The organism is Saccharospirillum sp. ABV4_185, from assembly GCF_056159245.1.
This window is the reverse complement of record NZ_JBSWUW010000001.1, coordinates 1302443-1326278: the sequence shown is the minus strand read 5'-3', so window position 1 is coordinate 1326278 and position 23836 is coordinate 1302443. Positions and strand designations below refer to the sequence as shown.

27 protein-coding genes are annotated in these 23836 nt (G+C 56.1%); 6 read left to right on the top strand and 21 right to left on the bottom strand.

Features of this window, described 5'->3' with window-relative positions:
- Positions 1–7: 7 nt before the first annotated feature.
- Genes ACXAE6_RS06105 through ACXAE6_RS06085 form a run of 5 tightly spaced genes read right to left on the bottom strand, consistent with a single transcriptional unit; the run spans position 8 to position 4616 of the window.
- Positions 8–1267 carry an ABC transporter permease gene (locus ACXAE6_RS06105; protein WP_475145775.1) on the bottom strand — a complete coding sequence of 420 codons (1260 nt, stop codon included), beginning with the start codon at positions 1265–1267 and terminating at the stop codon, positions 8–10.
- A complete protein-coding gene (locus ACXAE6_RS06100) occupies positions 1264–1962 on the bottom strand; it encodes an ABC transporter ATP-binding protein (RefSeq protein ID WP_475145772.1) in 699 nt (232 codons plus the stop codon). Before ACXAE6_RS06100 ends, ACXAE6_RS06105 begins: the two co-directional genes overlap by 4 nt.
- A gap of 7 nt (positions 1963–1969) precedes the next feature.
- Positions 1970–2593, bottom strand: a complete 624-nt coding sequence (locus tag ACXAE6_RS06095; RefSeq protein ID WP_475145771.1) for a DUF2796 domain-containing protein — start codon at positions 2591–2593, stop codon at positions 1970–1972.
- A gap of 51 nt (positions 2594–2644) precedes the next feature.
- Positions 2645–3055 (bottom strand): hypothetical protein, encoded by a 411-nt coding sequence (locus tag ACXAE6_RS06090; protein ID WP_475145767.1) that lies wholly within the window; start codon positions 3053–3055, stop codon positions 2645–2647.
- Between the two features lie 22 nt (positions 3056–3077).
- Positions 3078–4616, bottom strand: coding sequence for an esterase/lipase family protein (locus ACXAE6_RS06085; protein ID WP_475145765.1), 1539 nt, complete (start codon positions 4614–4616; stop codon positions 3078–3080).
- A gap of 126 nt (positions 4617–4742) precedes the next feature.
- Between ACXAE6_RS06085 and ACXAE6_RS06080 the strand changes: the two genes are divergently transcribed.
- Positions 4743–5636 carry an AEC family transporter gene (locus tag ACXAE6_RS06080; protein ID WP_475145761.1) on the top strand — a complete coding sequence of 298 codons (894 nt, stop codon included), beginning with the start codon at positions 4743–4745 and terminating at the stop codon, positions 5634–5636.
- On the opposite strand, the gene gntR is transcribed toward ACXAE6_RS06080, so the two are convergent.
- The 6 genes from gntR to ACXAE6_RS06050 form a co-directional block, all read right to left on the bottom strand.
- Positions 5637–6632: a gluconate operon transcriptional repressor GntR gene (gene gntR / locus ACXAE6_RS06075; protein ID WP_475145757.1), complete on the bottom strand. Its 996-nt coding sequence runs from the start codon at positions 6630–6632 to the stop codon at positions 5637–5639.
- A gap of 52 nt (positions 6633–6684) precedes the next feature.
- On the bottom strand, positions 6685–7185 hold the full coding sequence (locus ACXAE6_RS06070; RefSeq protein ID WP_475145754.1) for a gluconokinase: 501 nt from the start codon (positions 7183–7185) through the stop codon (positions 6685–6687).
- 15 nt (positions 7186–7200) lie between these two features.
- Positions 7201–8523, bottom strand: coding sequence for a TRAP transporter large permease (locus tag ACXAE6_RS06065; protein WP_475145751.1), 1323 nt, complete (start codon positions 8521–8523; stop codon positions 7201–7203).
- The gene (locus tag ACXAE6_RS06060; RefSeq protein WP_475145749.1) at positions 8523–9083 is read right to left on the bottom strand and encodes a TRAP transporter small permease subunit; all 561 of its coding nucleotides are present in this window, start codon (positions 9081–9083) and stop codon (positions 8523–8525) included. The genes ACXAE6_RS06065 and ACXAE6_RS06060 overlap by 1 nt, the downstream gene beginning before the upstream one ends.
- 47 nt (positions 9084–9130) lie before the next feature.
- Positions 9131–10144 (bottom strand): TRAP transporter substrate-binding protein, encoded by a 1014-nt coding sequence (locus tag ACXAE6_RS06055; RefSeq protein WP_475145746.1) that lies wholly within the window; start codon positions 10142–10144, stop codon positions 9131–9133.
- A gap of 143 nt (positions 10145–10287) precedes the next feature.
- Positions 10288–11283, bottom strand: coding sequence for a Gfo/Idh/MocA family protein (locus ACXAE6_RS06050; protein WP_475145743.1), 996 nt, complete (start codon positions 11281–11283; stop codon positions 10288–10290).
- A 174-nt stretch (positions 11284–11457) separates the two neighbouring features.
- On the opposite strand from ACXAE6_RS06050, the gene ACXAE6_RS06045 reads away from it, so the two are divergent.
- Entirely contained in the window at positions 11458–11724 is a 267-nt protein-coding gene (locus ACXAE6_RS06045; protein WP_392797476.1) for a hypothetical protein, read from the top strand.
- A 3-nt stretch (positions 11725–11727) separates the two neighbouring features.
- On the opposite strand, the gene tatC is transcribed toward ACXAE6_RS06045, so the two are convergent.
- The 7 genes from tatC to ubiE all read right to left on the bottom strand — a co-directional run bounded on the left by tatC (position 11728) and on the right by ubiE (position 16505).
- Positions 11728–12486 carry a twin-arginine translocase subunit TatC gene (gene tatC, locus ACXAE6_RS06040; RefSeq protein WP_392797478.1) on the bottom strand — a complete coding sequence of 253 codons (759 nt, stop codon included), beginning with the start codon at positions 12484–12486 and terminating at the stop codon, positions 11728–11730.
- On the bottom strand, positions 12467–12793 hold the full coding sequence (gene tatB, locus ACXAE6_RS06035) for a Sec-independent protein translocase protein TatB (protein WP_475145740.1): 327 nt from the start codon (positions 12791–12793) through the stop codon (positions 12467–12469). The genes tatC and tatB overlap by 20 nt, the downstream gene beginning before the upstream one ends.
- Before the next feature lie 12 nt (positions 12794–12805).
- Complete coding sequence (gene tatA, locus ACXAE6_RS06030; protein ID WP_475145736.1) at positions 12806–13066, bottom strand: twin-arginine translocase TatA/TatE family subunit; 261 nt, start codon at positions 13064–13066, stop codon at positions 12806–12808.
- A 65-nt stretch (positions 13067–13131) separates the two neighbouring features.
- Entirely contained in the window at positions 13132–13464 is a 333-nt protein-coding gene (locus ACXAE6_RS06025; protein ID WP_475151709.1) for a phosphoribosyl-ATP diphosphatase, read from the bottom strand.
- A 31-nt stretch (positions 13465–13495) separates the two neighbouring features.
- Complete coding sequence (gene ubiB, locus ACXAE6_RS06020) at positions 13496–15121, bottom strand: ubiquinone biosynthesis regulatory protein kinase UbiB (protein ID WP_475145734.1); 1626 nt, start codon at positions 15119–15121, stop codon at positions 13496–13498.
- Complete coding sequence (locus ACXAE6_RS06015) at positions 15118–15759, bottom strand: ubiquinone biosynthesis accessory factor UbiJ (protein ID WP_475145732.1); 642 nt, start codon at positions 15757–15759, stop codon at positions 15118–15120. The genes ubiB and ACXAE6_RS06015 overlap by 4 nt, the downstream gene beginning before the upstream one ends.
- Positions 15756–16505 (bottom strand): bifunctional demethylmenaquinone methyltransferase/2-methoxy-6-polyprenyl-1,4-benzoquinol methylase UbiE, encoded by a 750-nt coding sequence (ubiE, locus tag ACXAE6_RS06010; protein ID WP_392797484.1) that lies wholly within the window; start codon positions 16503–16505, stop codon positions 15756–15758. Before ubiE ends, ACXAE6_RS06015 begins: the two co-directional genes overlap by 4 nt.
- A 147-nt stretch (positions 16506–16652) precedes the next feature.
- Between ubiE and hemB the strand changes: the two genes are divergently transcribed.
- From hemB to rho, 3 genes are all read left to right on the top strand, one after another.
- Complete coding sequence (hemB, locus tag ACXAE6_RS06005; protein ID WP_475145730.1) at positions 16653–17651, top strand: porphobilinogen synthase; 999 nt, start codon at positions 16653–16655, stop codon at positions 17649–17651.
- Positions 17652–17801: 150 nt separating this feature from the next.
- On the top strand, positions 17802–18128 hold the full coding sequence (trxA, locus tag ACXAE6_RS06000) for a thioredoxin TrxA (protein ID WP_108163576.1): 327 nt from the start codon (positions 17802–17804) through the stop codon (positions 18126–18128).
- A gap of 157 nt (positions 18129–18285) precedes the next feature.
- Positions 18286–19542: a transcription termination factor Rho gene (rho, locus tag ACXAE6_RS05995; protein ID WP_392797488.1), complete on the top strand. Its 1257-nt coding sequence runs from the start codon at positions 18286–18288 to the stop codon at positions 19540–19542.
- Positions 19543–19812: 270 nt separating this feature from the next.
- Here the strand turns inward: rho and ACXAE6_RS05990 are convergent, their stop codons facing one another.
- Both ACXAE6_RS05990 and ACXAE6_RS05985 read right to left on the bottom strand, forming a co-directional pair.
- The gene (locus ACXAE6_RS05990; protein ID WP_475145725.1) at positions 19813–20388 is read right to left on the bottom strand and encodes an ATP-dependent Clp protease proteolytic subunit; all 576 of its coding nucleotides are present in this window, start codon (positions 20386–20388) and stop codon (positions 19813–19815) included.
- 261 nt (positions 20389–20649) lie between these two features.
- Complete coding sequence (locus ACXAE6_RS05985) at positions 20650–22557, bottom strand: ABC-F family ATP-binding cassette domain-containing protein (protein ID WP_475145722.1); 1908 nt, start codon at positions 22555–22557, stop codon at positions 20650–20652.
- Positions 22558–22580: 23 nt separating this feature from the next.
- On the opposite strand from ACXAE6_RS05985, the gene ACXAE6_RS05980 reads away from it, so the two are divergent.
- Positions 22581–23066, top strand: coding sequence for a hypothetical protein (locus tag ACXAE6_RS05980; protein WP_475145719.1), 486 nt, complete (start codon positions 22581–22583; stop codon positions 23064–23066).
- On the opposite strand, the gene ACXAE6_RS05975 is transcribed toward ACXAE6_RS05980, so the two are convergent.
- Entirely contained in the window at positions 23063–23836 is a 774-nt protein-coding gene (locus ACXAE6_RS05975) for a histone H1-like repetitive region-containing protein (RefSeq protein ID WP_475145717.1), read from the bottom strand. The two genes, ACXAE6_RS05980 and ACXAE6_RS05975, sit on opposite strands and share 4 nt — an antisense overlap.

The following is a 23836-nucleotide window of genomic DNA, read 5'->3' as shown; positions in this document are numbered from 1 at the left end:
AGTGTCCTCAGGTGGTGACGGTCAGGCCGTCACTGAGTGAACGCCGATAAGCTTTCCAGCCCGGCGCCAGGCCGATCAGAATACTCAGAGCCACCACCGCCAACAAGACACCGGACATCGGCCAGACCGGCAGACTCAGTGTTAGTTGAATGCCGTAGGCTGGCTGTACCCAGAGCGCGGCGAGAGCAATCAGCGCCCAGTGCAGCAGCAAGCCCAGCACCAGGCCGGCGATGCCGTAGAAGCCGGATTCAATCATCAACAAGCCAAGAATATGCTGCGGTCGGGCGCCGAGCGCGCGCAAAATCGCCATTTCGCGGCGGCGTTCATTCAGCCCGGCGAGAATGACTGTGACCATGCCGAGCAAGCCGGTAACCACCACCAGACCGGAAATGGCAATCAACGCATTTTCGGCGATGCCGATCATCTGCCACAGCTCGGCCAGCGTTGCGCCGGGTATGATGGCGGTCAGCGGTTCGGCACGATACTGATTGATACGGCGTTGAAAACCTAAAGCCTGAATGCGCGATTTCATGCCCACCAAAACGGCGGTCACGGTATCGGGCGTCAGGTCCATTGCCAGCGCTTCTTCGGCCGACACATCGAAACCGGGTAAGCGCACACCTGCGGTCCAGTCGACGTGAATGGCGGTCATGCCTTCGAGCGGAATGTGTAAGGTGCGGTCCACCGGTGTGCCTGTCGGAGCCAAAATGCCGACCACGGTGAAGGGTTTGTCGTCGTGCAATTCAAAAGACGTGCTGCCCAGACCATGGGCGATAACCACTTCGTCGCCCAGTTGGTAGTTCAGCGCTTTGGCCACGGCGCTGCCCAACACAACGTCATAAACGCCGTCGAAACTGCGACCTTCGCTGATGTTCAAATTCTGACGACGACCGTACTGGTAATGCACGAAATAATCGTTGTTGGTGCCCAGTACCCGATAACCGTGGTGCGAATCGCCGAGCGAAAACGGAATGGTCCAGTCGACGGCGTCGTTTTTACGGATGTCGTCATAGGTTTGCCAACTGATGTTGTTGGTGGCGTTGCCGATGCGGAAGACCGAGTACAGCAACAAATTCAAACCACCGGTGCGGCCACCGACGATCAAGTCGGTGCCCGACAGCGTATTGGAAAAGCTGGAGCGGGTGTCTTGGCGAACGCGGTCGACGGTCAGCAACAGCGCCAACGACAGCGCCACCATTAATAAGGTCAACACAGCGGTTGAACGTCGGTTCCACAGACTGCGCAGCGCGAGGTTAATCCAGTTCATTGGCTCACCTCCGCGGCCTGGGCGGTCAGCGCCAGCTGATGATCAAACCAGGGCGCCAGACGACGGTCGTGGCTGACGAAAATCAAGGATGCGCCGATGCTGCGACACTGTTCGGTCAACACCTGCATAAAGTTCTCGACGTTGTCTTCATCCAGCGCCGAGGTGGGTTCGTCGGCAATGATCAATTCCGGCGAACCGATCAAGGCACGCGCCGCAGCCACGCGTTGCTGCTGGCCAACGCTAAGCCGCGAAACCGGGGCATGCCATAAAGATTCCGGCAGTTGCAAACGGCGCAACCAATGTTCGACGGCGCTGTGCAAATCACCATGCTCGTCGTGGGTGCGTTGCAGGCGCCGCTTGGACAGTCGCGCCGGCAACTCAACATTGGCGGCGACCGATAAATAAGGCAGCAGGTTAAACTGCTGAAAGATGTAACCCAGGTGATCGGCGCGGAAGCGATCGCGTCGCCGGCCGGGCCAATCACTCAGCGGTTGTTCGAGCACCTGCAACTGACCTTCGCTGGGTACCAGAACACCGGCGAGCAAATTCAGCAGCGTGCTTTTACCACTGCCACTGGGACCCTGGATAAACAAGGATTTGCCTTGAGGTAATGCCAGGTCGGCAAGCTCGACCGTGGGCCGGGACATGCCCGGCCAGCGGTAGCTCAGCGCCTGCCAGGAGACAGCTGTGCTCATGGTGTGATTACTCCAGGTTTAAGAGAGTACGGCTCGGCGACAGTTCGGCAGCGCCCTGGCTGGTTTCGGTCAGGTATTGAACGTCGAGATCGTCGAAGCGCTCAAAGGCGTCGAACAGACCGACTTCCACCTGCACCAGTTCTTCCGGATTGTCGCAATGGAAGTGCCAGCTAACGTCCACATCGCTGTGCTGAGCGCCTTGGTGGTCGTGGTCGTGATCTTCGTCGTGATCTTCGTCGTGATCATGGTCGTGGTCGTGGTCGTGGTCGTGGTCTTCATCATGATGCTCGTGCTCATCATCTTCGAGCACCGCACTGTCGATATCCACAGCTTCCAGTTCGCAACCGGCGGCAGAGCTCAGTCCCCACAAGGCATCGGCATCACGCAGTTTGGCCACGGCAGCATCGATAGCGGCGTGCTGCTCCTCGGTGCTGGGCTCGTGTTCAAAACCAAACACATTATAGGCCGGCGATTCCAGGGCAAAGACCAATTCGTGGTGATCAAGAGCAATCGATAACTGCGCCGCACCGTGTTCGTGCGCGCCGTGCTGACGTTCGGTTTCAGCCATTACAGAAGTGGCCAGCGGAGCCATGGCAAAGGTGGCCAGCAACAGGGGGAGATTGGTTTTCATACGATCCTCAATTCAACAATAAATACGACGGCCGAGGGTCGGCCACTAACATCAGTTGAGTATTGAAGACGAAGCCGGCGGCCCACGAGCCGCCGGTTGGATTACAGCTTGGTCGATGGTCCAAAAAGGACGCTGGGCCACCAGCGGAGCAGCGCTGGCGATGGTCGATAATAAGATAAAAGCGAAAGCTCCGACCTGGCTGAGCTTAAGCAGGTTACAGCTTTGGCAGTCGGTAAGGTTGTCAACATCCGTATGCTGACCATCATCCGCCGCCAGACTTTGCGTCTGCTGCGCCAGATGCACCGGCGCGTGCCAGTGCTGCACAGCCCCCTGGCCCACCAACATCAACAGCGTCACCAACAACAAGGCACGCCAACGACGTTGAGCGATCTTAACCATCAGGCAGGCGGCATCCGTTCGGCGCGGGCCGAAGAAAGTTGCTGTCTGCCTGACATCGGACATTGGACTCTTTTGCCTCTGTGACTTAGTGCGACGCTACGACCGGCACCACCAAGGATGCCTGGCGCGGTTCAGTGCCATCGGACGTAATGGTGGCAGTCAGCACTAACTCACCGGTTCTGCTGCCAGCACTGAATTGAGCAAAGAACGATTGCTCACGGTTGTTGGTCGGGTCGGACAGAGACGGGTCACCCTGTAATTTTACCTCTGTCGGATGACCACCGGGACGGGTCAAGGTCAGGCTGACACGACTGGCGTCTATTTCATCGAACGAATCCGGCAGGATACGCACGATCGCCTTAACCTGCTCGCCGACCTGATAAACCGGCGTCTCGGTATTAACACTGACACCGATCAGCGCCACCACGTCACCCAAGGCGGTAAAGATCGTAGTCCGCGGCCGCACCGGCACCTGCTTGACCGCCGTTTTGGCACCTTTTTCCAAAGCAGTGACGACAAAATCCTGAGCGGACTCTTCGTTCAAAATGGCTTGGTGAGTGGCAAAGCTGGTAGGGAATACATAGCGGTTTTCGAGCAGGGCGCTATTGCGCATCACGACACCGTCACCACCCCAGCTGGTTTCAATCACCAGTTGGGCTTCTTCGTTGTTAGTCAGGTAATTGATGCGGTATTGCTCGGCTGTGCGCTGATCGATGCCAATCACTATCACATCTTCGATATGGGCCGGCAGCGATTGCTCGATCACTTCCTGAATATGCATCTGACGTTCACGCGCGGCGGCCAGGTCGGGCAACCCATCGGCATCGACGCCTTCCCAGTTCAGCCGGACCCAGTCGTCAGGATTGTCCATATTAAAATCGGCAAGGCGACTGCCAGCTTCACCGCAACAACCGTCGTAACGCGGAATCAGATCAAATGTAGAGGGGAACGTCAGCATGGTACGGCGAAAGCCATCAATGCCGCCCATAAAGATATTGGCGGTGCCCCAACCGTTTTCCAGCAGATCAAACACTTCCACCGAACCGCGCAGTGGCGTACCAGCGGTAATCAGACGGTGCACGCGCGCACTGCCACCTTCTTCCAGAATATAGGCGCGGGCAATCAGGCCGCCCATGCTGTGCGCCACCAGATCGACGGTCTGATCCTGAGGAATATTCTCGTCGATATAGTCGGCCAGGATGCGGGCATTATCGAACACGCTGCGGCGCCAGTCATAATCGAATAAAAACAGATCTTCGCCTTCGCGGTAGCCTTCTGCGGTCAAGCGATTCACGAAGCCGGCGTAGACTTCCTGTTTGTAAACGCCGAGATAGGAGATTTCCCGAATCAAGCCGCATGGATGGGTATCGGTATCGGCCGGGTCGTAGGCTAAGGTTGGAAATTTAGTAATGGACGCAACGGTGCCCCAAACCACCTGCTGCTGGCCCTCAGCGGTGTCGCGGCATAGCCGGGAACCGAGCAGGCCGGGCACAACAACGACTGGGTTGTGCACTTTGTGTGAGGTTTCATTTTGGGCGCAGGCGGTCATAAAACCGCTCACCACGAGCAGCGCGCACAACGATAAGCTGCGTCGAGCGGTGTTCAGTGAATGTACAAATGACATGGTCTTTCTCCCTGGGTTGTATCCTGCGCAACCCCAGCCGGATGTTACAGTGTATCATTGTATTTGCAAGCCGGACGGGTGTTGCTCACTTGGATATACTGACGTTTTCCTTGTTGTGAGTTCGCTGTGATCGCCGCCTACCTCAATGCACTCTTTCCGGTGGTGTTTTGCGCCGCGCTCGGTTGGTTGTTAGCAAAACGGACCGCCTTGTTGTCAGCGCCGGGGCTGTCTCAACTGGTCACACAAATTGGTTTACCAGCCCTGATCCTCAATGCCCTCTTGGGTATGGAGGCACCACTGGCAGACGTTTCCGCTACGGCAGTGGCCATACTGCTGGTGCTGGTGGTGTCGACATTACTGGGCGCGGTGGTACTGAAACTGAGCGGCCTAAGCGTGCGCGGTTACCTGTCGATGCTGGTCAATCCCAATACCGGCAATCTGGGGATCCCGCTGGTGTTTGCCCTGCTCGGGCAAAACGCCCTGGTGCACGCCGTGGTCATCTCCACCGTCGTCCAGATCAGCCATTTTACCCTTGGCACCTGGCTGCTGTCCGGTCGTTTTACGCTGAAATCAGTACTGGGTAACGCTTCTATTATTGCGTTGATCGTCGGCGCGGTTTGGCATGCTGCCCAGTTGCCGACACCGACGGCCATTATCAGCACGCTCGACTTGCTGGCCGGCATGACCATTCCGGTGATGTTGTTATTGCTCGGTCGCTCGCTGGCGGGGATTGATCTGAGCGAGTTGCGACGCCTGGGCAGGATACTGGGACTGTCTTTCGGTCGGGTGATGTTGGGGATCAGTGCGGCGACCTTGGTGATCTGGCTGATGCCGCTAGCGCCAGTGGTGGCGCAGACTTTATTGCTTCAGGCCTGCATGCCGGTGGCGGTGATCAGCTACATTCTGGCCAGTCATTATGACGGGCCCAAGGATGATATCGCCGCCATTACCCTGATCAGCATTCCACTGTCGCTGCTGGCCGTGATGGCGCTGATGCAGTGGGCACCGGTGTTTCATTGATCAGAGCGTGCCACCGGTTTCGATGCGATAACCCAGATCGATGATCGACTCCTTGACCGCTTCACCGCGCAAACGCGCCAATAACGCCTGGGCCGCCCGCTGGCCCATGGCTTCGCGCGGCGTGACCACGCTGGCCAATTGGGGCGCCATTACCTGGCCAACATCGTGGCCGTGAAAACCGGCGATCGCCAACTGGCCGGGAACCTCCAGACCGCGTCGCACGCATTCAAAATAGGCCCCGATGGCGACATCGTCGTTGGTACAAAACAGACCATCGGCCTGTGGATATTGCTGCAACACCTCGCCGAGCAAGGTCGCACCAACGCTGTAAGAGGAACGCTCGGCGCGGCGCAGTGTTTGCGGCGTAAGGCCAGCAGCGCGCATCGCCTGGTTATAGCCTTCTTCACGCTGCAGGGTGCGGGCATCGAGCCGCACTGCCAGGTAGAGAATATGACGTCGACCGCGTTCAATCATGGCTTCGACCATGGCCCGGGCGGCGGCGACGTTATCGAAACCAACGGCCTGATGAATCGGCGGGTTGCGTGTATCCATCAACTCCACCGTCGGCACGCCGGCCGTTTCCAGCATGCGCAGGGTGCGATCCGTATGCTGACTTTCCGACAGCAAAACGGCATCGACGTTATAGGACAGCAACGACGCCAACGTCCGTTCTTCCACCTCCGGACTGTAACCGTAATGCGCCAGCATCAGGTGATAACCGGCGGGCTCGGTCACCGCTTCGATGCCTTTGAGCACATCAGCAAACACCTGGTTGGTCAGCGATGGCAACAACACACCGATGGCCCGGCTGGTCGACTTGGACAGAATATCCGGGCCGCGATTGGGAATATAACCAAGCGTTTCCACCGCCTCGACAATGCGCAGGCGCAAGCCTTCAGACACCGTATCCGGGTCGCGCAGACAGCGACTGACGGTCATCTTGGTAGCGCCAACCTGGTCGGCGATGTCTTGCAGGGTAGGACGACGTTTCTTCACGGGGCTCCGCTTTGGGCGTGGGCAAACCGCCCCATCTTACACCAGCTGTGGCTCAAGCGGTGCCCCGTCCAATGGCATCCAGGCAAGCGGCCAGCACAGCGTCCGCCGGACGATTAATATCGATGCGAAAGGCTTCATCCAAACCCGGCCGCTCCAACTGTTCGAACTGATTTTGCAACATGTCGCGACCATTAAAATAATGATCGCGACGCTGCGAAAGCCGTGCCCAGATGGTGTCGATATCGCCATCCAGATGCACAAACACCAGCGATGGATCGGCCTCGCGCAAGGCATCGCGATAACGTTGGCGCAGCGCGGAACAGGCCAACACCAAAGGTGCGCGCGTGCGGATCAACTGCGCCAGGCTGTCCAACCAATCGGCGCGGTCGGCATCGGTTAGCGGTACGCCACTGGCCATCTTGCTGACGTTGTCTGCGCTGTGAAAATCGTCGGCGTCGAAAAATGGCAACTGTAACGCCTGCGCCAGTTGCTGACCGATCAGGCTCTTACCGCAGCCAGACACACCCATAACGACAATGCTTTGGTCATTCATTGATTACCACCACCCCTATTGCCACCAAAGCGCCAACTGCGGAAAGGCGACCAGCAAGGCGAGCGCAACAATCTGCAAACCAATAAAAGGCAACAACGAACGGAAAATTTCGCCCAGCGAGATGTCTTTCGGCGCTACGGTTTTCAGATAAAAAGCGGCCGGACCAAAGGGCGGCGACAGGAAAGACACCTGCATGTTCATGCAGAACAAGACGCCAAACCAGATCGGGCTGTAGCCAAGCTCGGTAATAATGGGCACAAAGATCGGCATGGTCAGCAGAGCGACGCCCACCCAATCGAGAAACATACCCAGCACCAAGAGAATCGCCATCATAAAGAGAATGGTCGCCAGACCATTACCACCGCTGACCGCCAGCACCGTTTCGCGCACGAACTCGATGCCACCCATGAGGTTATAAACCCCGACCAGGGCGGTGGCACCAATGCCAATCCAGATGATCATGCCGCAGGTGCGCAAGGTGGTGATGGTGGCCGAACGAATCATTTGATAGCTCAGCTCGCCACGCACCCAGGTACTCAGCGCAATGCCGATAACACCCAAAGCAGAGGCTTCGGTCACCGACGCCACGCCGGTGTATATCGAACCCAGCACAACGGCCACGGACAACAACGGAAACAGCAAGGCTTTGAAGAAATTCGGTGCTGGTTCGGCCTCTGCTTCGGTAGCGTTATCGGACGGCAAGGGCGCCAACGACGGATTCAGATAAGCCCGAATCAGCACATAACCAACGTACAACAAGGCCAACAACAAGGCGGGCAGAAAGGCGCCTTTAAACAGATCGCCGATGGATACGTTGGCGGTTAAACCATAAATAATCAGCACAATACTCGGCGGCAACATGGTGCCCAGTGCGCCGCCGGCACAGGTCGTACCGATGGCCAGACGACGGTCGTAACCCAGACGCAGCATTTGCGGCAAAGCCAGCAAACCGAGCAAAACGGTTTCGCCACCAATAACACCGGACATCGACGCCAGAATGACCGCTACCACCAGCGTCTGGACCGCAACACCGCCACGAATTTTGCGACCTAAGCGATTCATCGCATCGAACAGGTCACGGGCGATACCAGAGTGATCGAGCAAGGCGGCCATCAACACAAACATCGGCACGGCCAGAAACACATAGCTGCCGATAAAGCTGAACAGACGACTGCTGACAATGCCCAGCGCCGGCGGACCGAACCAGCCCAGCGCAAAAATCAGCGCCACAAAACCGGTGACAAACGCCAGCTGCATACCGGTCAGCAGCAAGGCGATCATCAGCACCAGCATCAGCAAACTGCCGTAGCCAATACCAATATCGGAGAGTTCAAACATCAGACTTTCCTCCGCCACTGGCGCAGATCGCGCAACAGATGCAGCAGGTATTGCAGCGTCAGCACGACGATGGCGAGCAATACCATCACCTTCAACAAGGCCGGAAACGGTGGATTCCAGGCCGAGCCGGAAGTTTCCAGACGGAAGGCGCCCCAAGGCGTGAATACCGCTTTCTTCGCCATGATTGAGGAGGCGTAGAGCATCATGGCGCAGAAACCCAGGCCAAACAGATGATGGACGATGCGTAACGCCCGCTGGCCGCGCTCTGACAGGTGGTCATAGATCAACACCACCCGCACGTGTTTGTCGGTGGCAAAGGCATAGAGGCCGCCGAAGATAAACAGCGACGCGCCAAGAAAGGTCGCGGTTTCGTGCACCCAGAAAGTCGGCGCATTAAAGGCATAACGCCGCACCACTTCGTAACAACCGATGATGGCGACGATGGCAAAAATCAGGCTCAGTTTTTTGCCGAGCCAAACAATGGCGCGGTCGAGCCAGGTCGATGCCAGGTCGGCATCGTCCTCTGTCGGCACCACCGCAGCTTGGGGTTCGGTATTCATGCAAAGGCTCCGGCCCCGGCCGTTACCGGGGCATCACAGTCAATGACTTAAAGCAGACCCTGAGATTCCAGGAAGGCGGTGACCGAATCGTAAACGCGACGCGCGTTAGGCGATTCCTCAGCGTATTCCTCCCACTGCGTCCGGGCGATAGCACGGAACTCCATGCGCTCTTCAGCTGACCAATCGTGGATAGTAATGTCTGGGTTTTCACGTGCTTCTTTGACCGCATCGATATCGGCCATCGCCAACTGGGTGCTGATGTCGTTGGCAAAGTCACGCACTGACACCGTGAAGATTGCCTGAATATCTTCGGGCAGCTCATTCCACTCATCCAGGTTCATCGCCACTTCCAACAGCGGCAGCGAATGGAAACCGGGGTAGACCGGGTGCGGAGCAATGTCGTGCAAACCCTGGGCGTGGTTGGTGGAAAAAACGGTGTTATCGGCGGCATCAATCACGCCTTTGCTGAGCGCGGTATAGACTTCCGAACTGGGCAGATTCACCGGCGCCGCGCCAGCGGCGGCAAACACCGACTGCACCAGACCTTCCGGTGCGCGCAGTTTCAAACCTTGCAGATCGGCAACGCCATCGAGCGGCACTTTGGATACAAAAGCTTCCAGACCGGTCGCGCCACCACCGACGAACTTAACGCCATAGGGCTCATAGAGTTCGTTCATCAGCTCGTAGCCGCCGCCGTAATAGATGTAATCGATCAGTTGATCGGGGTTCGACCAGGCGCCAACGGTGTTGCCGATCAAACCAAAAGCCGGATCTTTACCGGAGAAGTAACCGGTCACCGAGATATGACCATCGAGAATGCCGGATTCGATGGCATCGAGCGTTTCGGTGTGGCTGACCACCGAGTTGACCGGCAGGATTTCGATGTCGACACGACCGCCGGTCATGGCTTCGACGCGCTCAGCCCATTCCTGCTTGATCTCGAAATTACGGACCCCGGACGGGTCAGATGATTGGAACTGAAAACGGTAGTCTGCGGCGATTGCCTGGCTGCCGATGGCGATCAACGCCAAACCGGCCGCCCACTTGAGGGAAGCGTGCATGGTAGTCTCCTAGCTTTTGTTTTTGTTGGTTTTGTTACCGGTAACATCGTTAGCGATGTTACCGGTAACTCGGCGAACTCTAATGCAGCTTTTCCGGCTTGGCAAGCGAGGATTTATACGCAGCGAATTGAAAGTGCGACAGGCTATTCGAAGGGGTAGAGGAAGTTCCAGTCGGCGCGCATTGAATCCATCAATTGCATCATCGACAGCGTCTCGGTCAAGGGAATAACGGAACTCTCCCGCTCACCGGCGGCCAGGCACCGCGCCACTTCTTCAACCTGATAGACAAAGCCGTTGTCATGTCGCTGCCATTCATGAGTCTCGCTGCTAAGCACCTCGTTACCCCCGTCATGACGATGATGAATAAAGCGATTGCCCTGCTGAAACTCGGGAAATTCGACATAGCCCTGGCTGCCATAGATCATCGCTTCGGGTTTCATCTTCAGGCTGCAACTGGTGCTGATATTGACCATCACACCGGACGGATAACGCAACAGATAATTAGCCCATTCATCGACGCCAGTGGTGCCAAATTCAGCCATCGATTTAACCTCAACCGGCCGTGCGTCAAGCAGGAAGTTGGCGAAGGTCAGCGGATAAATGCCCATATCCAGGGTGACACCACCAGCTAAGTCCGGGTCTTTCAATCGGGTTTCATAATGTGGCGGCACAAAGGCACCGAAGCTGATATTCAACTGGCGCAGAGCGCCGATCAGGCCGTTGTCCAATTGCGCTTTTAACTGCGCCTGAGCTGGCAAAAACCGAGTCCAGATGGCTTCCATCAGAAACAGACCACGCACCTGGGCCAACTTGATCAGAGCACTGGCCTGATCAGCATTAACCGTAAACGGCTTTTCCACCAACACCGACTTGTTATGCTCCAGAGCCATGCGGGCGTTATCGTAATGGAAGTTGTGTGTGGTGGCGACATAGACCACATCGATATCGGTCCGCTTAAGTAAGGTTTCATAGTCGCAGCCATCAATGCCGAACTCACTCGCCAATTCGGCCGCTTTGGCCGGCGTACGAGAAGCCACGGCGAGCAATTCGCTGCCCTCGTGCTGCTGCACAGCGGCGGCCAGTTTACGCGCGATATTACCGGCGCCAAGAATGCCCCAGCGAATGACGTCTGTGCTCATAGGATGCTCCGATTAGTGTGTCATCTCGCCGTCAAGAAGGCGCAAAATGTGACCTCTGACTGGCCGAGCTTGATTGCAATGTGTCAGGCTAGCCCCATTGACCTAAAACGATTTTACCGACCGCTGCCGAGTTGCAGCGTCTCGAATTTTCCACAAAGGACAGGTAAACCACCCATGTCTCCGCTGAAACGCTTGCTCGCCGCCATTATCGGTCTGGCCGTTATGGTCTTTCTGTTCTGGATTGGCTTATTTGTTTTTCTGGCCGCGCTGGCCATTGGCATTGGCCTGGCGGCAATTAACGCCATTAAATTAAAACTGACCGGTCGCCCCTTGTTCGCCAGCCGCTTCCGTCGTTTTTACGAACAACAGCAGCGCCGGCAATCCTCACAAAAGGGCAATGTCATTGAAGGTGAAGTCGTTAATCACGACGACGATCGCTAGCCTTTAACTCTCTGCGCTGATGTCTTCGGCCGACTTTTTCGGAATAAAGCGGCTGAATAACAAACCCAGCTCAAACAGCAACCACATCGGCACCGCCAGGATCGATTGAGACACCACATCCGGCGGTGTCACCAGCATGCCAATCACAAAACAACTGACAAAAACGTAAGGTCGTTTCTTACTCAAAGATTCAACCGAAGCGATCCCTGCCCGTACCACCAGAAAAGTAGCAATGGGAATTTCAAAGGCGATACCGAAAGCAAAAAACAGCTTCAGACAGAAATCCAGGACGTTGCCGATATCGGGCATCAGGTTGATGTCTTCCGGACCCACCGAAGTAAAAAACCCAAACACCAGCGGCAGCACCACGAAATAAACAAAGGCAACGCCGGCATAAAACAAAAAAACGCTGGAGATAAACAGCGGCACCGCCACCATGCGCTCGTGCTTATATAAAGCCGGCGCAATAAAGCCCCAGATCTGATGCAGCAAATAAGGCACCGACACAAAAATGGCCAAGACGATGGTCAGTTTCAGTGGTACGAAAAACGGCGAGGCAACGCCGGTGGCAATCAGTTGGCCGCCTTCAGGCAACAGAATCTGCAGCGGCCGGACCAGAATCATGTACAGATCACCGGCCAGGAAATACAGACCGAGAAAAACGACAAATACCACCAGCAACGAACGCATCATCCGGTCGCGCAACTCCTTGAGATGCGCGACCAGTGGCATAGAAGAATCTTCAGGGTTTTCCGTGGTCATCATTACTGCCTGAGGGTGCCGACGTCGACTGCGATGGAGTCGAGGAGGAAGATGACGACGGGTCTTTACCAGCCGGTTCATCATTATTGCGGAATGTCTGGCCGCGGGTTTCAGCCATGATCTTCCGGTTCAGTTCATCCAGCTTCACTTCCTGTTCCAGCTGGGTCTGCATGGAACGCATAAAGCGGCGCAAATTGCCGACCTGGCGACCCACCGTACGAGCCACGCCTGGCAATCGTTCCGGGCCAATCACGACCAGACCGATCACGGCAATCAACAGCAGCTCGCTAAAACCCATGTCGAACATCGGTGAAGCCTCTTAGCTGCTGCTCTTGTCGCTTTCCTGCTTGGCTTCAGCAGTGGCGGTTTCGGAAAACTGAGCGTCTTTGGATTTTTCTTCCAGACTCTTGGCCTCTTCCGCCTTTTCCGCTTTCTCTTCTTCGCTCATCGCTGACTTGAACGACTTGATAGCACCGCCGACATCACCACCCAAGCCTTTCAGTCGCTTGGTGCCGAAAATCAGCACAACGATCGCCAAGACGATCAGCAATTGCCAAATGGAAATTCCACCAAAACCCATCTTGCACCTCACTCGGTTTTAAAGCGCTTCGGCCGTTGCCGAAGCGCGGGATTCGTGCGCGCCCCTCAGTTGGAGCGGGCGGCTTTTTCATCGTGTCCGGATAAACCGAAACGTCGCTGTAATTCTTCCAGAACTGCGTCCGGGCCTAAACCCAGGTCGGCCAGCATCACCAGACTGTGGAACCAGAGATCAGCGGTTTCGCTGATGAGTCGCTCCGCCGGGTCGCTGCCTGCTTTAACGTTCTTGGCCGCGAGAATAGTTTCGACGGCTTCTTCGCCCACTTTCTCGAGAATCTTATCCAAGCCCTTAGCGTATAACGAAGCCACGTAGGATTCATCCGCCGCCGCGCCTTTACGCGCTTCCAGCGTCGCCGCCAATTGTTGCAAAACATCCATAATATGACACCGTCGTTAACGAATTATGTCGGTCCTAAGGCCACAGCAGCAAGAGGGCACCAACACCCAGTCCGGCCCATTGGCCCGGCGACAGACTGAGCAGCCAGGCGCCTGGATCACCGGTCCAGAACACAAAGAGTAACAAAACCGTCGCCAACAACCGGCGCGTCAGTTTGCGATTGGCGCGCTGCTGACTGACTTGAATATCGGCCAGACGCTGCTGCAAACGCTGCTCAACCTGACCGACCTGCCGCAAGTTGAGCAAGGTATCATGCACCAGATCCGGCATCTGCGGCGCCTTGGCGAGCCAGCCCGGCCCATGCTGCTGTATGGCTTTGAGCAGTCGCTTGGGTCCGACCTGCTCGCGCATCCAGCGTTCCAAAAACGGTTTAGCCGTCGCCCACAAATCGAGTTGTGGATACAACTGACGACCCAGGCCTTCGACGTTCAGCAAAGTCTTTTGCAGCAACACCAGCTGCGGCTGAACATGCATATCAAAACGTTGTGCGGTCTGGAACAAACGCACCAGCAATAAACCGAAGGAAATTTCCGCCAGTGGCTTCTCAAAAATCGGTTCACATACCGACCGAATCGCCGCCTCGAATTCGTTGACCCGGGTATTGGCCGGCACCCAACCGGACTCAACATGCAGTTCGGCAACGCGATAATAGTCGCGATTAAAAAACGCCAGCAGGTTCTGCGCCAGATAGTTCTGATCTTCGCGTGACAGCGAACCGACAATGCCGCAATCGATACCAATGTACTGTGGCGATTGCGGATGCTGTCGACTGACGAAAATATTGCCCGGATGCATGTCAGCGTGGAAGAAGGAATCGCGGAACACCTGCGTAAAGAAAATCTCCACACCGCGCTCGGCAAGGATTTTCATATCGACGCCAAGTTCGTTGAGCTCATCAACACTGGACACGCCGATACCATCAATGCGTTCCATTACCAGCACATTGCGCCGGGTGTATTCCCAGTAAACCCAGGGAATATAGAGCAGCTCAGAGTCTTCAAAGTTACGTTTAAACGCCGCCAGGTTGGCGCCTTCACGCATCAAATCCAGTTCATCGAGAATGGTTTTGCGGAAATCTTCAACCACCGCCTGAGGCCGCAAGCGATGACCATCCGGCAGCATATTGACCAGCCAGGCCATCACTTCCATCAAACGCACATCTTTAATAATGCCGCTTTTGATACCCGGCCGAATGACCTTGACCACCACCGAGCGACCATCGGGCAGTACCGCACTGTGCACCTGGGCAATGGACGCCGACGCCAGCGGATCGGCATCAAATTCAAGAAACAGATCGTCGATGGATTGACCCAAGGCCTCTTCGATCAGAGCGCGGGCCTTTTTGCTGGGAAAAGACGGCACATTGTCCTGCAAAAAGGCCAGTTCGGTGGCCATTTCCGGCGGCAGCAAATCGCGCCGGGTCGACAGAATCTGGCCAAATTTAACGAACACCGGACCGAGCGTTTCCAGCGCGCGGCGCAGCCGATAACCTTCGCTGCCACGCGCCGGAATGATCCAGCGCAACGGGAAAAACCATTGCGCCACCCGGATCGGCCAGGGGACTTGCTGGTAGCGCAGCAGGGTATCCAAACGGTATCGACTCAGCACCCAGGCGATGCGGATCAGACGGAAGAGGGTCAAGAGCGGGACGTCTCCGTATTCAGGCGTTTGGACAAACGTTCCAGACGCGCAGCCAGACGGTCAGCGGCCAGGCGAGTGTTATGCACCTGCTCGCTGTGTGCTTGCCAAAGCGAGTTAGGTACCAGGGCATCGCTTTCTTCGCGCAGATAGTTATGCAGCGTGCGCCCAGCCGATTCACCCTGAACCCGCGCCCAGCCGGCGAAACTGCGCAACCCTTCGGCCAGCCAGTGCGCCGGGAGATCACCCAGGCGATCACCGAGCGCCATTTCCCAGTCAATATCCAGCCCGGCGAGAATAGACTGCAGCGTAAAGAAGGTACGGGTATCACCCTGAATATCGATCTGATGCGCCATCATCGCCTGAGTGCGATCGGTGGAACGCAGCACAGCGAACAAATCTGTGGCGCGGCCGCTGACGCGGGCGTTAACCGACTCGGGCTCATGAAACGCCACTTCGATTTGTGCGGTTTGGGCCTCAGCGCCGTCGGCTTCGATCGCCAGCGCCACCTTTAATGCCGGTTCGCGCATTTCCAATACCAGGCTTTGACCGGCCAAATCAGCCAACCGATGCCGGGCACTGGGATCATAACGGAGGGCTTCGTTGATCAGTCGCTGCAGCGGCAAAGCCAGCAGGCTCATGGCTTGATGCCTCGGTGTAAGGCGACAATGCCACCGGTCAAATTATGGTATTGAACACGCTCCAGGCCGGCATCGCTCATCATGGCTTTCAGCGTTTCCTGATCCGGATGCATGCGAATGGACTCGGCCAGGTAGCGGTAGCTGTCGGCATCGCCGGTGACCATGCTGCCCATGCGCGGCAGCGCCTGGAACGAATAAAAATCATAGGCACGGCTGAGCAGATCGTTACGCGGCTTGGAAAATTCCAGCACCAGCAAACGGCCACCGGGCTTCAAGACGCGCTGCATTTCTGCCAGGGCTTTTTCTTTGTGGGTGACGTTGCGTAAACCAAAAGCGATGGTGACCACATCGAAGCGGTTGTCATCAAACGGCAGCGATTCAGCGTTGGCCTGAACGGTTTCCAGGTTGCCGGCGATGCCACGATCGGCCAGACGGTCACGACCAACCTTGAGCATGGACTCATTGATATCCGCCAACACCACCTGGCCTTCGGCGCCAACCTTGCGCGCAAAGGCGTAACTCAGATCGCCGGTACCGCCGGCAATATCCAGCACGCTGTTGCCGGCACGAACACCGGACAATTCAATGGTGTAACGCTTCCAGAGTCGGTGAATGCCGAACGACATCAGGTCGTTCATTAGGTCATATTTGCTGGCCACCGAATGAAACACATCGGCCACCTTTTTTTGCTTATCGCCCGTGGCGACTTCCTGGTAACCAAAATGAGTGGTGTCTTTGTCGGCCATCCGAACTCCGCAGCAATAACAAGGCAACCCGCATTGTAACGATTTCACCTGAGCGGGGCGACAGCACCGACCTTGGAAACTGACCTTTACGCCCGGATAATGACGTCAGTCAAATTGCCTGCCACCGACTTCAGGAGTTCCACCGCCATGCGTCATTATCCCCAAACCCGTCTGCGCCGCCTGCGCGCCCATGACTTTTCGCGCCGCCTGGTGCGCGAAAACCAACTGACGGTGGACGATCTGATTTATCCGGTTTTTGTGCTTGAAGGTGAACAGCAGCGCGAAGCGGTACCCTCCATGCCGGGCGTGGAACGCCTGTCGGTGGATCTGCTGGTGGCAGCGGCCGAGGAGTGGGTGCAACTGGGCATTCCCATGGTGGCGCTGTTTCCGGTGGTGCCTACAGAAAAGAAATCGCTTGAGGCGGAAGAGGCTTACAACCCCGACGGCCTGGCACAACGCGCCACCCGGGCGTTAAAAGCGGCCTATCCGGAACTGGGTGTGATGACCGATGTGGCGCTCGATCCGTTCACGACTCATGGCCAGGACGGCATTATCGATGACAACGGCTATGTGATGAACGACGTCACCGTCCAGACTCTGGTGCGCCAGACCTTGTCGCACGCCGAAGCCGGTGCTGATGTGGTGGCACCCAGCGATATGATGGATGGCCGCATCGGCGCTATGCGTGAAGCGCTGGAAGAAGAAGCCTTTCACAACACCCAGATCATGGCCTATTCGGCCAAGTACGCATCCAACTACTACGGCCCGTTCCGCGACGCCGTCGGTTCAGCCGCCAACCTGGGCAAAGGCAACAAATCGACTTACCAGATGGACCCGGCCAACAGCGATGAAGCACTGCACGAGATTGCACTCGATCTGGAAGAGGGCGCTGATATGGTCATGGTTAAACCGGGTATGCCCTATCTGGACATCGTGCGCCGCGTGAAAGACGAATTCCGTGTGCCCACCTTCGCCTATCAAGTCAGCGGTGAATACGCCATGCATCAGGCCGCTTTCGCCCAGGGCTGGCTGGATAAAAACAGCGTCATGCTGGAAAGCCTGATGGCGTTTAAACGCGCTGGCGCCGATGGCATTCTCACCTATTTCGCCGTCGATACCGCCCGTTTACTGGCAAATCGGACTTGAAAAGCAGCGCCTAAGCGTTCATGTTAGGCGCTTCCTGAGGGAGCGCCGTCCGGTGTTCCCGGTCAATACCGCCAGACAGCTTCTTACTGCAAGGGTGCCCAGCAGCCTTGATGGTTCAGGAACGATTTCATTTAACGAGTACGGAACCTAATGAGCGAACAAATCAAAAACGTAACCGACGACAGCTTCGAAAGCGAAGTACTGGGCAGCGACAAGCCAGTCCTGGTGGACTACTGGGCGGAATGGTGTGGCCCCTGCAAAATGATTGCGCCGGTTCTGGAAGAAGTCGCCGATGAGTACGCCGAGCAACTCGATGTTGCCAAACTGAACATCGACGACAATCCCAACACGCCGCCTAAGTTTGGTATTCGCGGCATTCCGACACTGATGATGTTCCGTGGCGGCGAAGTCGTTGCCACCAAGGTCGGTGCTTTATCCAAAACTCAATTGATCGAGTTTATCCAGGGCAACCTGTGACGCGGTTCCGGGCCGGGAAATCCGGCCCGAATCTTTTCTGGACAGGCTAAATTGCACCCCCTATAGTGTCTTTAATTCTAAATTCCAACGCTTCCCAACCACGTCTCTGGGCACCCCGCCCGCCCATCATCCCTATACAATCAAAACCGCTAATCCTATGAATCTGAGTGACTTAAAAACCAAACCTGTGCCTGAGCTCCTGGAAATTGCCAAGGATATGGGCCTGGACAACCTGAACCGTTCCCGTAAGCAAGACCTGATTTTCACCATCCTTAAACGTCACGCCAAAAGCGGTGAAGACATCTGGGGTGATGGAGTATTGGAAATTCTGCAGGACGGTTTTGGCTTTCTGCGATCGGCAACCGCTTCTTATCTGGCCGGCCCCGATGACATCTATGTCTCGCCCAGCCAGATCCGACGCTTCAATCTGCGCACCGGCGATACCATCTCCGGCAAAATTCGCCCGCCCAAAGAAGGCGAGCGTTACTTCGCGCTGCTCAAAGTTGACAAGATCAACTACGAACCACTGGAGAGTGGCCGCAATAAGGTTTTGTTCGAAAACCTGACGCCGCTGTTCCCACAAGAGCGACTGCTGCTGGAGTCCGGCAACGGCTCAACCGAAGATTTATCCGGCCGGATTCTCGACCTGGTATCGCCGATCGGCAAAGGCCAGCGTGGTTTGATCGTCTCGCCACCCAAGGCCGGTAAAACCTTGATGCTGCAACACGTGGCACAGGCAATTACCCGCAACAATCCGGAAACGCATCTGATCGTTTTGCTGATCGACGAACGTCCGGAAGAAGTGACCGACATGCAGCGTTCGGTACGCGGCGAAGTCATCGCTTCAACCTTTGACGAGCCACCGGCGCGTCACGTTCAGGTCGCTGAAATGGTGATCGAAAAAGCCAAGCGTCTGGTCGAGCACAAGCAGGATGTGGTCATTCTGCTCGACTCCATTACCCGCCTGGCGCGTGCTTACAACACCATCGTACCAAGCTCCGGTAAGGTACTGACCGGTGGTGTCGATGCCCACGCCCTGGAACGCCCCAAGCGTTTCTTCGGTGCCGCGCGGAACATCGAAGAAGGCGGTTCGCTGACCATTATGGCCACTGCCTTGATCGATACCGGCTCGAAGATGGACGAAGTGATCTACGAGGAATTCAAAGGCACCGGCAACATGGAAGTGCATTTGGATCGCAAGATTGCCGAGAAACGCATCTTCCCGGCCATCAACGTGCGCCGCTCCGGTACCCGTCGCGAAGAGTTGCTGACCAGCCAGGACGAACTGCAACGCATGTGGATTCTGCGTAAGCTGCTGGCGGAAATGGAAGACGTCGCCGCCATCGACTTCCTGATCAACAAACTCAAGCAGACCAAGACCAACGACGAATTCTTCAAGTCGATGAAGGGGTAAAAACCCGATTGGCCGCTACGCGGCCAAATCAAAGCCCCTTAACGGGGCTTTGATAGGGTTTTTACGGCCGACATGGACGTCGGCCTGGACCAGTTAACAGGGATGTCCTGCCTACCAAATTAGTCAGAGCGATTTACGACCGGCCATGGATCCGTCTGCGACCGGCACACCGGGGCTGGACCAGACTACAGGGATGTCTTATCTCCCAAGCTAGTCAGAGCGTTCAAAAAAAATCCCGGCAAAGGCCGGGATTTTTTTATCTAAGTCGGGTTACGCCATTTCAGAGCTGGACCGAACCACCTTGCTGACGATGCCATATTCAATGGCTTCATCGGTGGTCATCCAACGATCGCGTTCGATGTCCTTGCGCACCTGTTCGATGCTCTGGCCAGTCGCTTCGCTGATGATCCGCGCCAAGCGTTCACGCATGCGCAAAATCTGCTCGGCCTGAATGGCAATATCACTGGCCTGACCACCAACGCCACCGGTCGGCTGGTGAATCAGGAAACGGGTATTGGGCAGGCAGTAACGATCTTCTTTGTCGGCCGCTAAAAAGATGTGCGTTCCAGCGCTGGCCACCCAGCCGGTGCCGATCACTTTAACGCGCGGCTCAATAAACTGAATGATGTCGTGAATGGAGTCGCCCGCTTCAACGTGACCACCCTGGCTGTTGATAAACAGTTGAATGTCATCGTTCGAGTCTTCGGCCAGGGTCAGTAACTGACCGATCACCTTCTTTGCCATGCTCTGATTGATCTCTTCACAGATCAGAACTTTGCGCGCCTTGATCAGCCGATCACCGACGGGATCGAGGATTTCTTTGGTGTCTTTCTTGTCGTCGCTCATCTATGTCTCCTTGGGCTGGGTGAGCCGCCCCGGTGCCTGGCACCGCTACGGTTCTCAAGTTGACAACCCAGCTTATACACAAAGTGGTTGCCTATGACGGTTAGCTGTCTTTGTTATGACAACCTCTGAAGATATATCTCTAACTTATTGATTTTATTTTAAAATTCTCTTTTTCATCGAGCATCATTGGCAGCTCCATTCAACGCCTCCGCCCCAAACTGGCGCAGTTGACCCAAGCTTATCCAACAACTTATCCACAGATTAGAGAGCGGCCTCTGCCGCTTCCACTGTTTCACTCAATGTCAGCCACTGCGCTTCCGATTCCTGCTGGCGCTGACTCAAAGTCGACTGCTCTTTGAGCAAGGCCTGGAGTTCGTCTTTGCGCGAATCTTCGTATAGATCGGTATTGGCAAGGTCGCTTTCAATGGCTGCCAGACGTTGCTGCTGTTTTTCCATCTCTTTTTCCAACTGCTGCAACTGACGCTTCATCGGTTTCAAGCGTTCACGCTCGGCCGCTTTCTGCTGACGCAGCTGTTTTTTATCAACCGGGGCGCTGTTTTGCGGTTGCGCATTGGTTTCTTTACGACTTTTAAGTTGCTCCGGCTGCTTCAACAACGCCTGGAAATAATCGTCCAGATCGCCACTGTATTCATCGACGCGACCCTGATTGACCCACCAGAAAACCTCAGCGGTGTTGTTCAGCAAATAGCGATCGTGCGATACCAGAATAACGGCCCCTTCATAAGCTTGAAGCGCCAGGTTTAATGACGCCCGGACTTCCAGATCCAAATGGTTGGTTGGTTCGTCCAGTAATAGAACATTCGGTTTGCGCCAGGCGATCAGGGCCAGCGCCAGGCGCGCTTTTTCACCACCGGAAAAATGTTCAATGCGTTCATCGGCGCGGTCTCCATTAAAGCCGTAACGACCGATAAAGTTACGCAGTGTCTGGTCGCGCTCACGCGGATCGAGGCGCTTCAGATGTTCCATCGCGCTGGCATGGCTGTCCAGGGATTCAAGCTGATGCTGAGCGAAGTAGCCAATGCGCAGATGTTGTCCCGAGGTCAACTCACCGGCCATCGGCTTCAGCTCGCCAGCGAGCGCTTTGACCAGGGTCGATTTACCCGCGCCGTTTACACCCAGCAAACCCACTCTCATGCCTGGATGCAAGCTCAGCCGAATGCCTTCAATGACAGCGCGTTCGCCATAACCCAGACTGACGTTACTGAGACTGAGCAGCGGATCCGACACCTTGTCATGGCAGGGCAGGCTGAGATCATAGCCATTATCGATATGCACCGGCGCTTCCAGCGTCATCCGTTCAAGCATCTTAACTCGGCTTTGTGCCTGCTTGGCTTTACTGGCTTTGGCTTTAAACCGATCGACGAAAGACTGAATTTCAGCAATACGTGCCTGCTGCTTTTCATACTGCGATTGCTGCAACCGTTCATGCTCGGCGCGCTGGCGTTCGTACTGGCTGTAGTTACCGCGCCATAAAGTCAGTTGGCGCTGGCTTAGGCTCAGCACCTGGGTGGCAACACCATCGATAAAGTCGCGGTCGTGCGAAATCAACAAAACCGTGCCTGGGTAGCGACGCAGCCAGTTCTCCAGCCAGTAGCAAGTGTGCAAATCCAGGTGGTTGGTCGGTTCGTCGAGCAGCAGCAGGTCGGCCGGTTTCATCAAGGCACGCGCCAGGTTCAACCGCACCCGCCAACCACCGGAGAAATCCGCCACGGCCCGATCATAGTCGCTGGTGGTAAAACCCAATCCCAACAGCAGTTGCTCTGCCTGACTGGTTTTGGCGTAAGCCTGATAATTATCGAGCTCGCCCAGAACGTCGGCCAGACGATGGTCGTCTCCGGCCACTTCGGCTGCAGCCTGTTCGGCTTCCAGCGCGCGCAATTTGTCATCGCCATCAAGTACGAAGTCGCGGGCCGACCGTGCGCTGGCATCCACTTCCTGCGCCATATGGGAAATACGCCAGGAGGCGGGGATGGACACATTGCCGCCATCGACAGCAAGCTCGCCCTGCAAGACTTGGAACAGCGTTGACTTACCACTGCCATTGGCACCGATAACGGCCACCCGCTCACCCGGATAAAGGGTGATGGTGCTGTCTTCAATCAGGGGGACGCCGCCGCGCTGGAGGCTGATTTGGTTAAGCTGAATCATGGCGCGGAGTTTACCAACGCTCTGTGATACTGTCTGCGTCCAATACCATCAGTCTCATCAATATGACGTCTTTAGGCCCCAAGCTTTGGGATTTTGCGCTTTCCGTTTATCCCGACCACAAAGAAACACTGCTGCAATGGCAGGCTGACGGCGCGGGCGTGAACGATATTCTGCTGTGTGGTTTTGCGAAGCAGCACCAATGGTGTTTGGACTGGTCCGCCTGGCTGACGGTTGAAACCGGGCGACCACGGCAGCTGCTACGCCGGCTACGACAGCACCGTTTCCAACTGACACCCAGTCATCCGACTTGGCCATTGGCTTTGCAGTGGGAGTTAGTACTGGAACAGTGGGATCTGGCGTTGCTGGCCGACTGTCTGAATCAACAACACAGCAGTGTTACGGCTGAGCAGGCAGTCGATGCGCTTTGTCAGCATTGGCAGATAACAAAAACCCAGCCGCTGCACCAACTGGTGCAACGCCTGGGTTCCTGGAGCACTGACCTGACTTAGGCGTCTTTTTTCGGATCGAACAAGCTGCGGCCATCACCCGATGGGACAGTGTTTACCAGCGGCTTATTCTCCGCCGGTTTGGCCGGAGTTTCTTCACGCTTAGGCTCTGCTGGCTTGGGCGCTTCCGGCTTCGGCGTGCTGGTTGCAGCTGGCGTCGGGCTAGGCGTTGGCTGTGTCGGTTTTGGCGCCGCCGGTGCAGGGGTCGCTGGTTTAGCGCTGCTGGCCGGGGTTGCGGGCTGCTTCACCGGAGCTTTCTTCGGTGCTGCTGCTGTTTTAGCCGGCGCCTTCTTGGCGGTGGACTTTTTAGCAGCGGTTTTCTTCGGTGCTGCTTTTTTTGCCGCCGCTTTTTTAGCCGTGGTCTTCTTCGCCGCTACCGACTTCTTAGCCGTGGTTTTTTTGGCCGTGGTCTTTTTGGCAGCGGTTTTCTTAGCGGCCGTCTTCTTGGCAGCCGTCTTTTTAGCGGTGGTCTTTTTCGCTGCCGTTTTTTTGGTCGCCGCTTTTTTGGCAGTCGACTTCTTGGCGGTGGTTTTCTTGGCAGCGGCCTTTTTAGCGGCAGCCGCTTGTTTCACTGCTGTTTTTTTGGCCTTGGCGGCGCTTTTCTTATTGGCTTTGGCTTCGGCCTTCTTGGCCTGAGCCGCCTGTTTTTTCTCGGCAGCCTGACGCGCCTTTTCAACCGCCTTGTTCACCGCATCAGCCGATTTTTTCTCTGCCAGTGCAGCGGACAAGTTGTCTTTGGCGATCTCGAATTCCAGTTTCAGGTCTTCAACCAC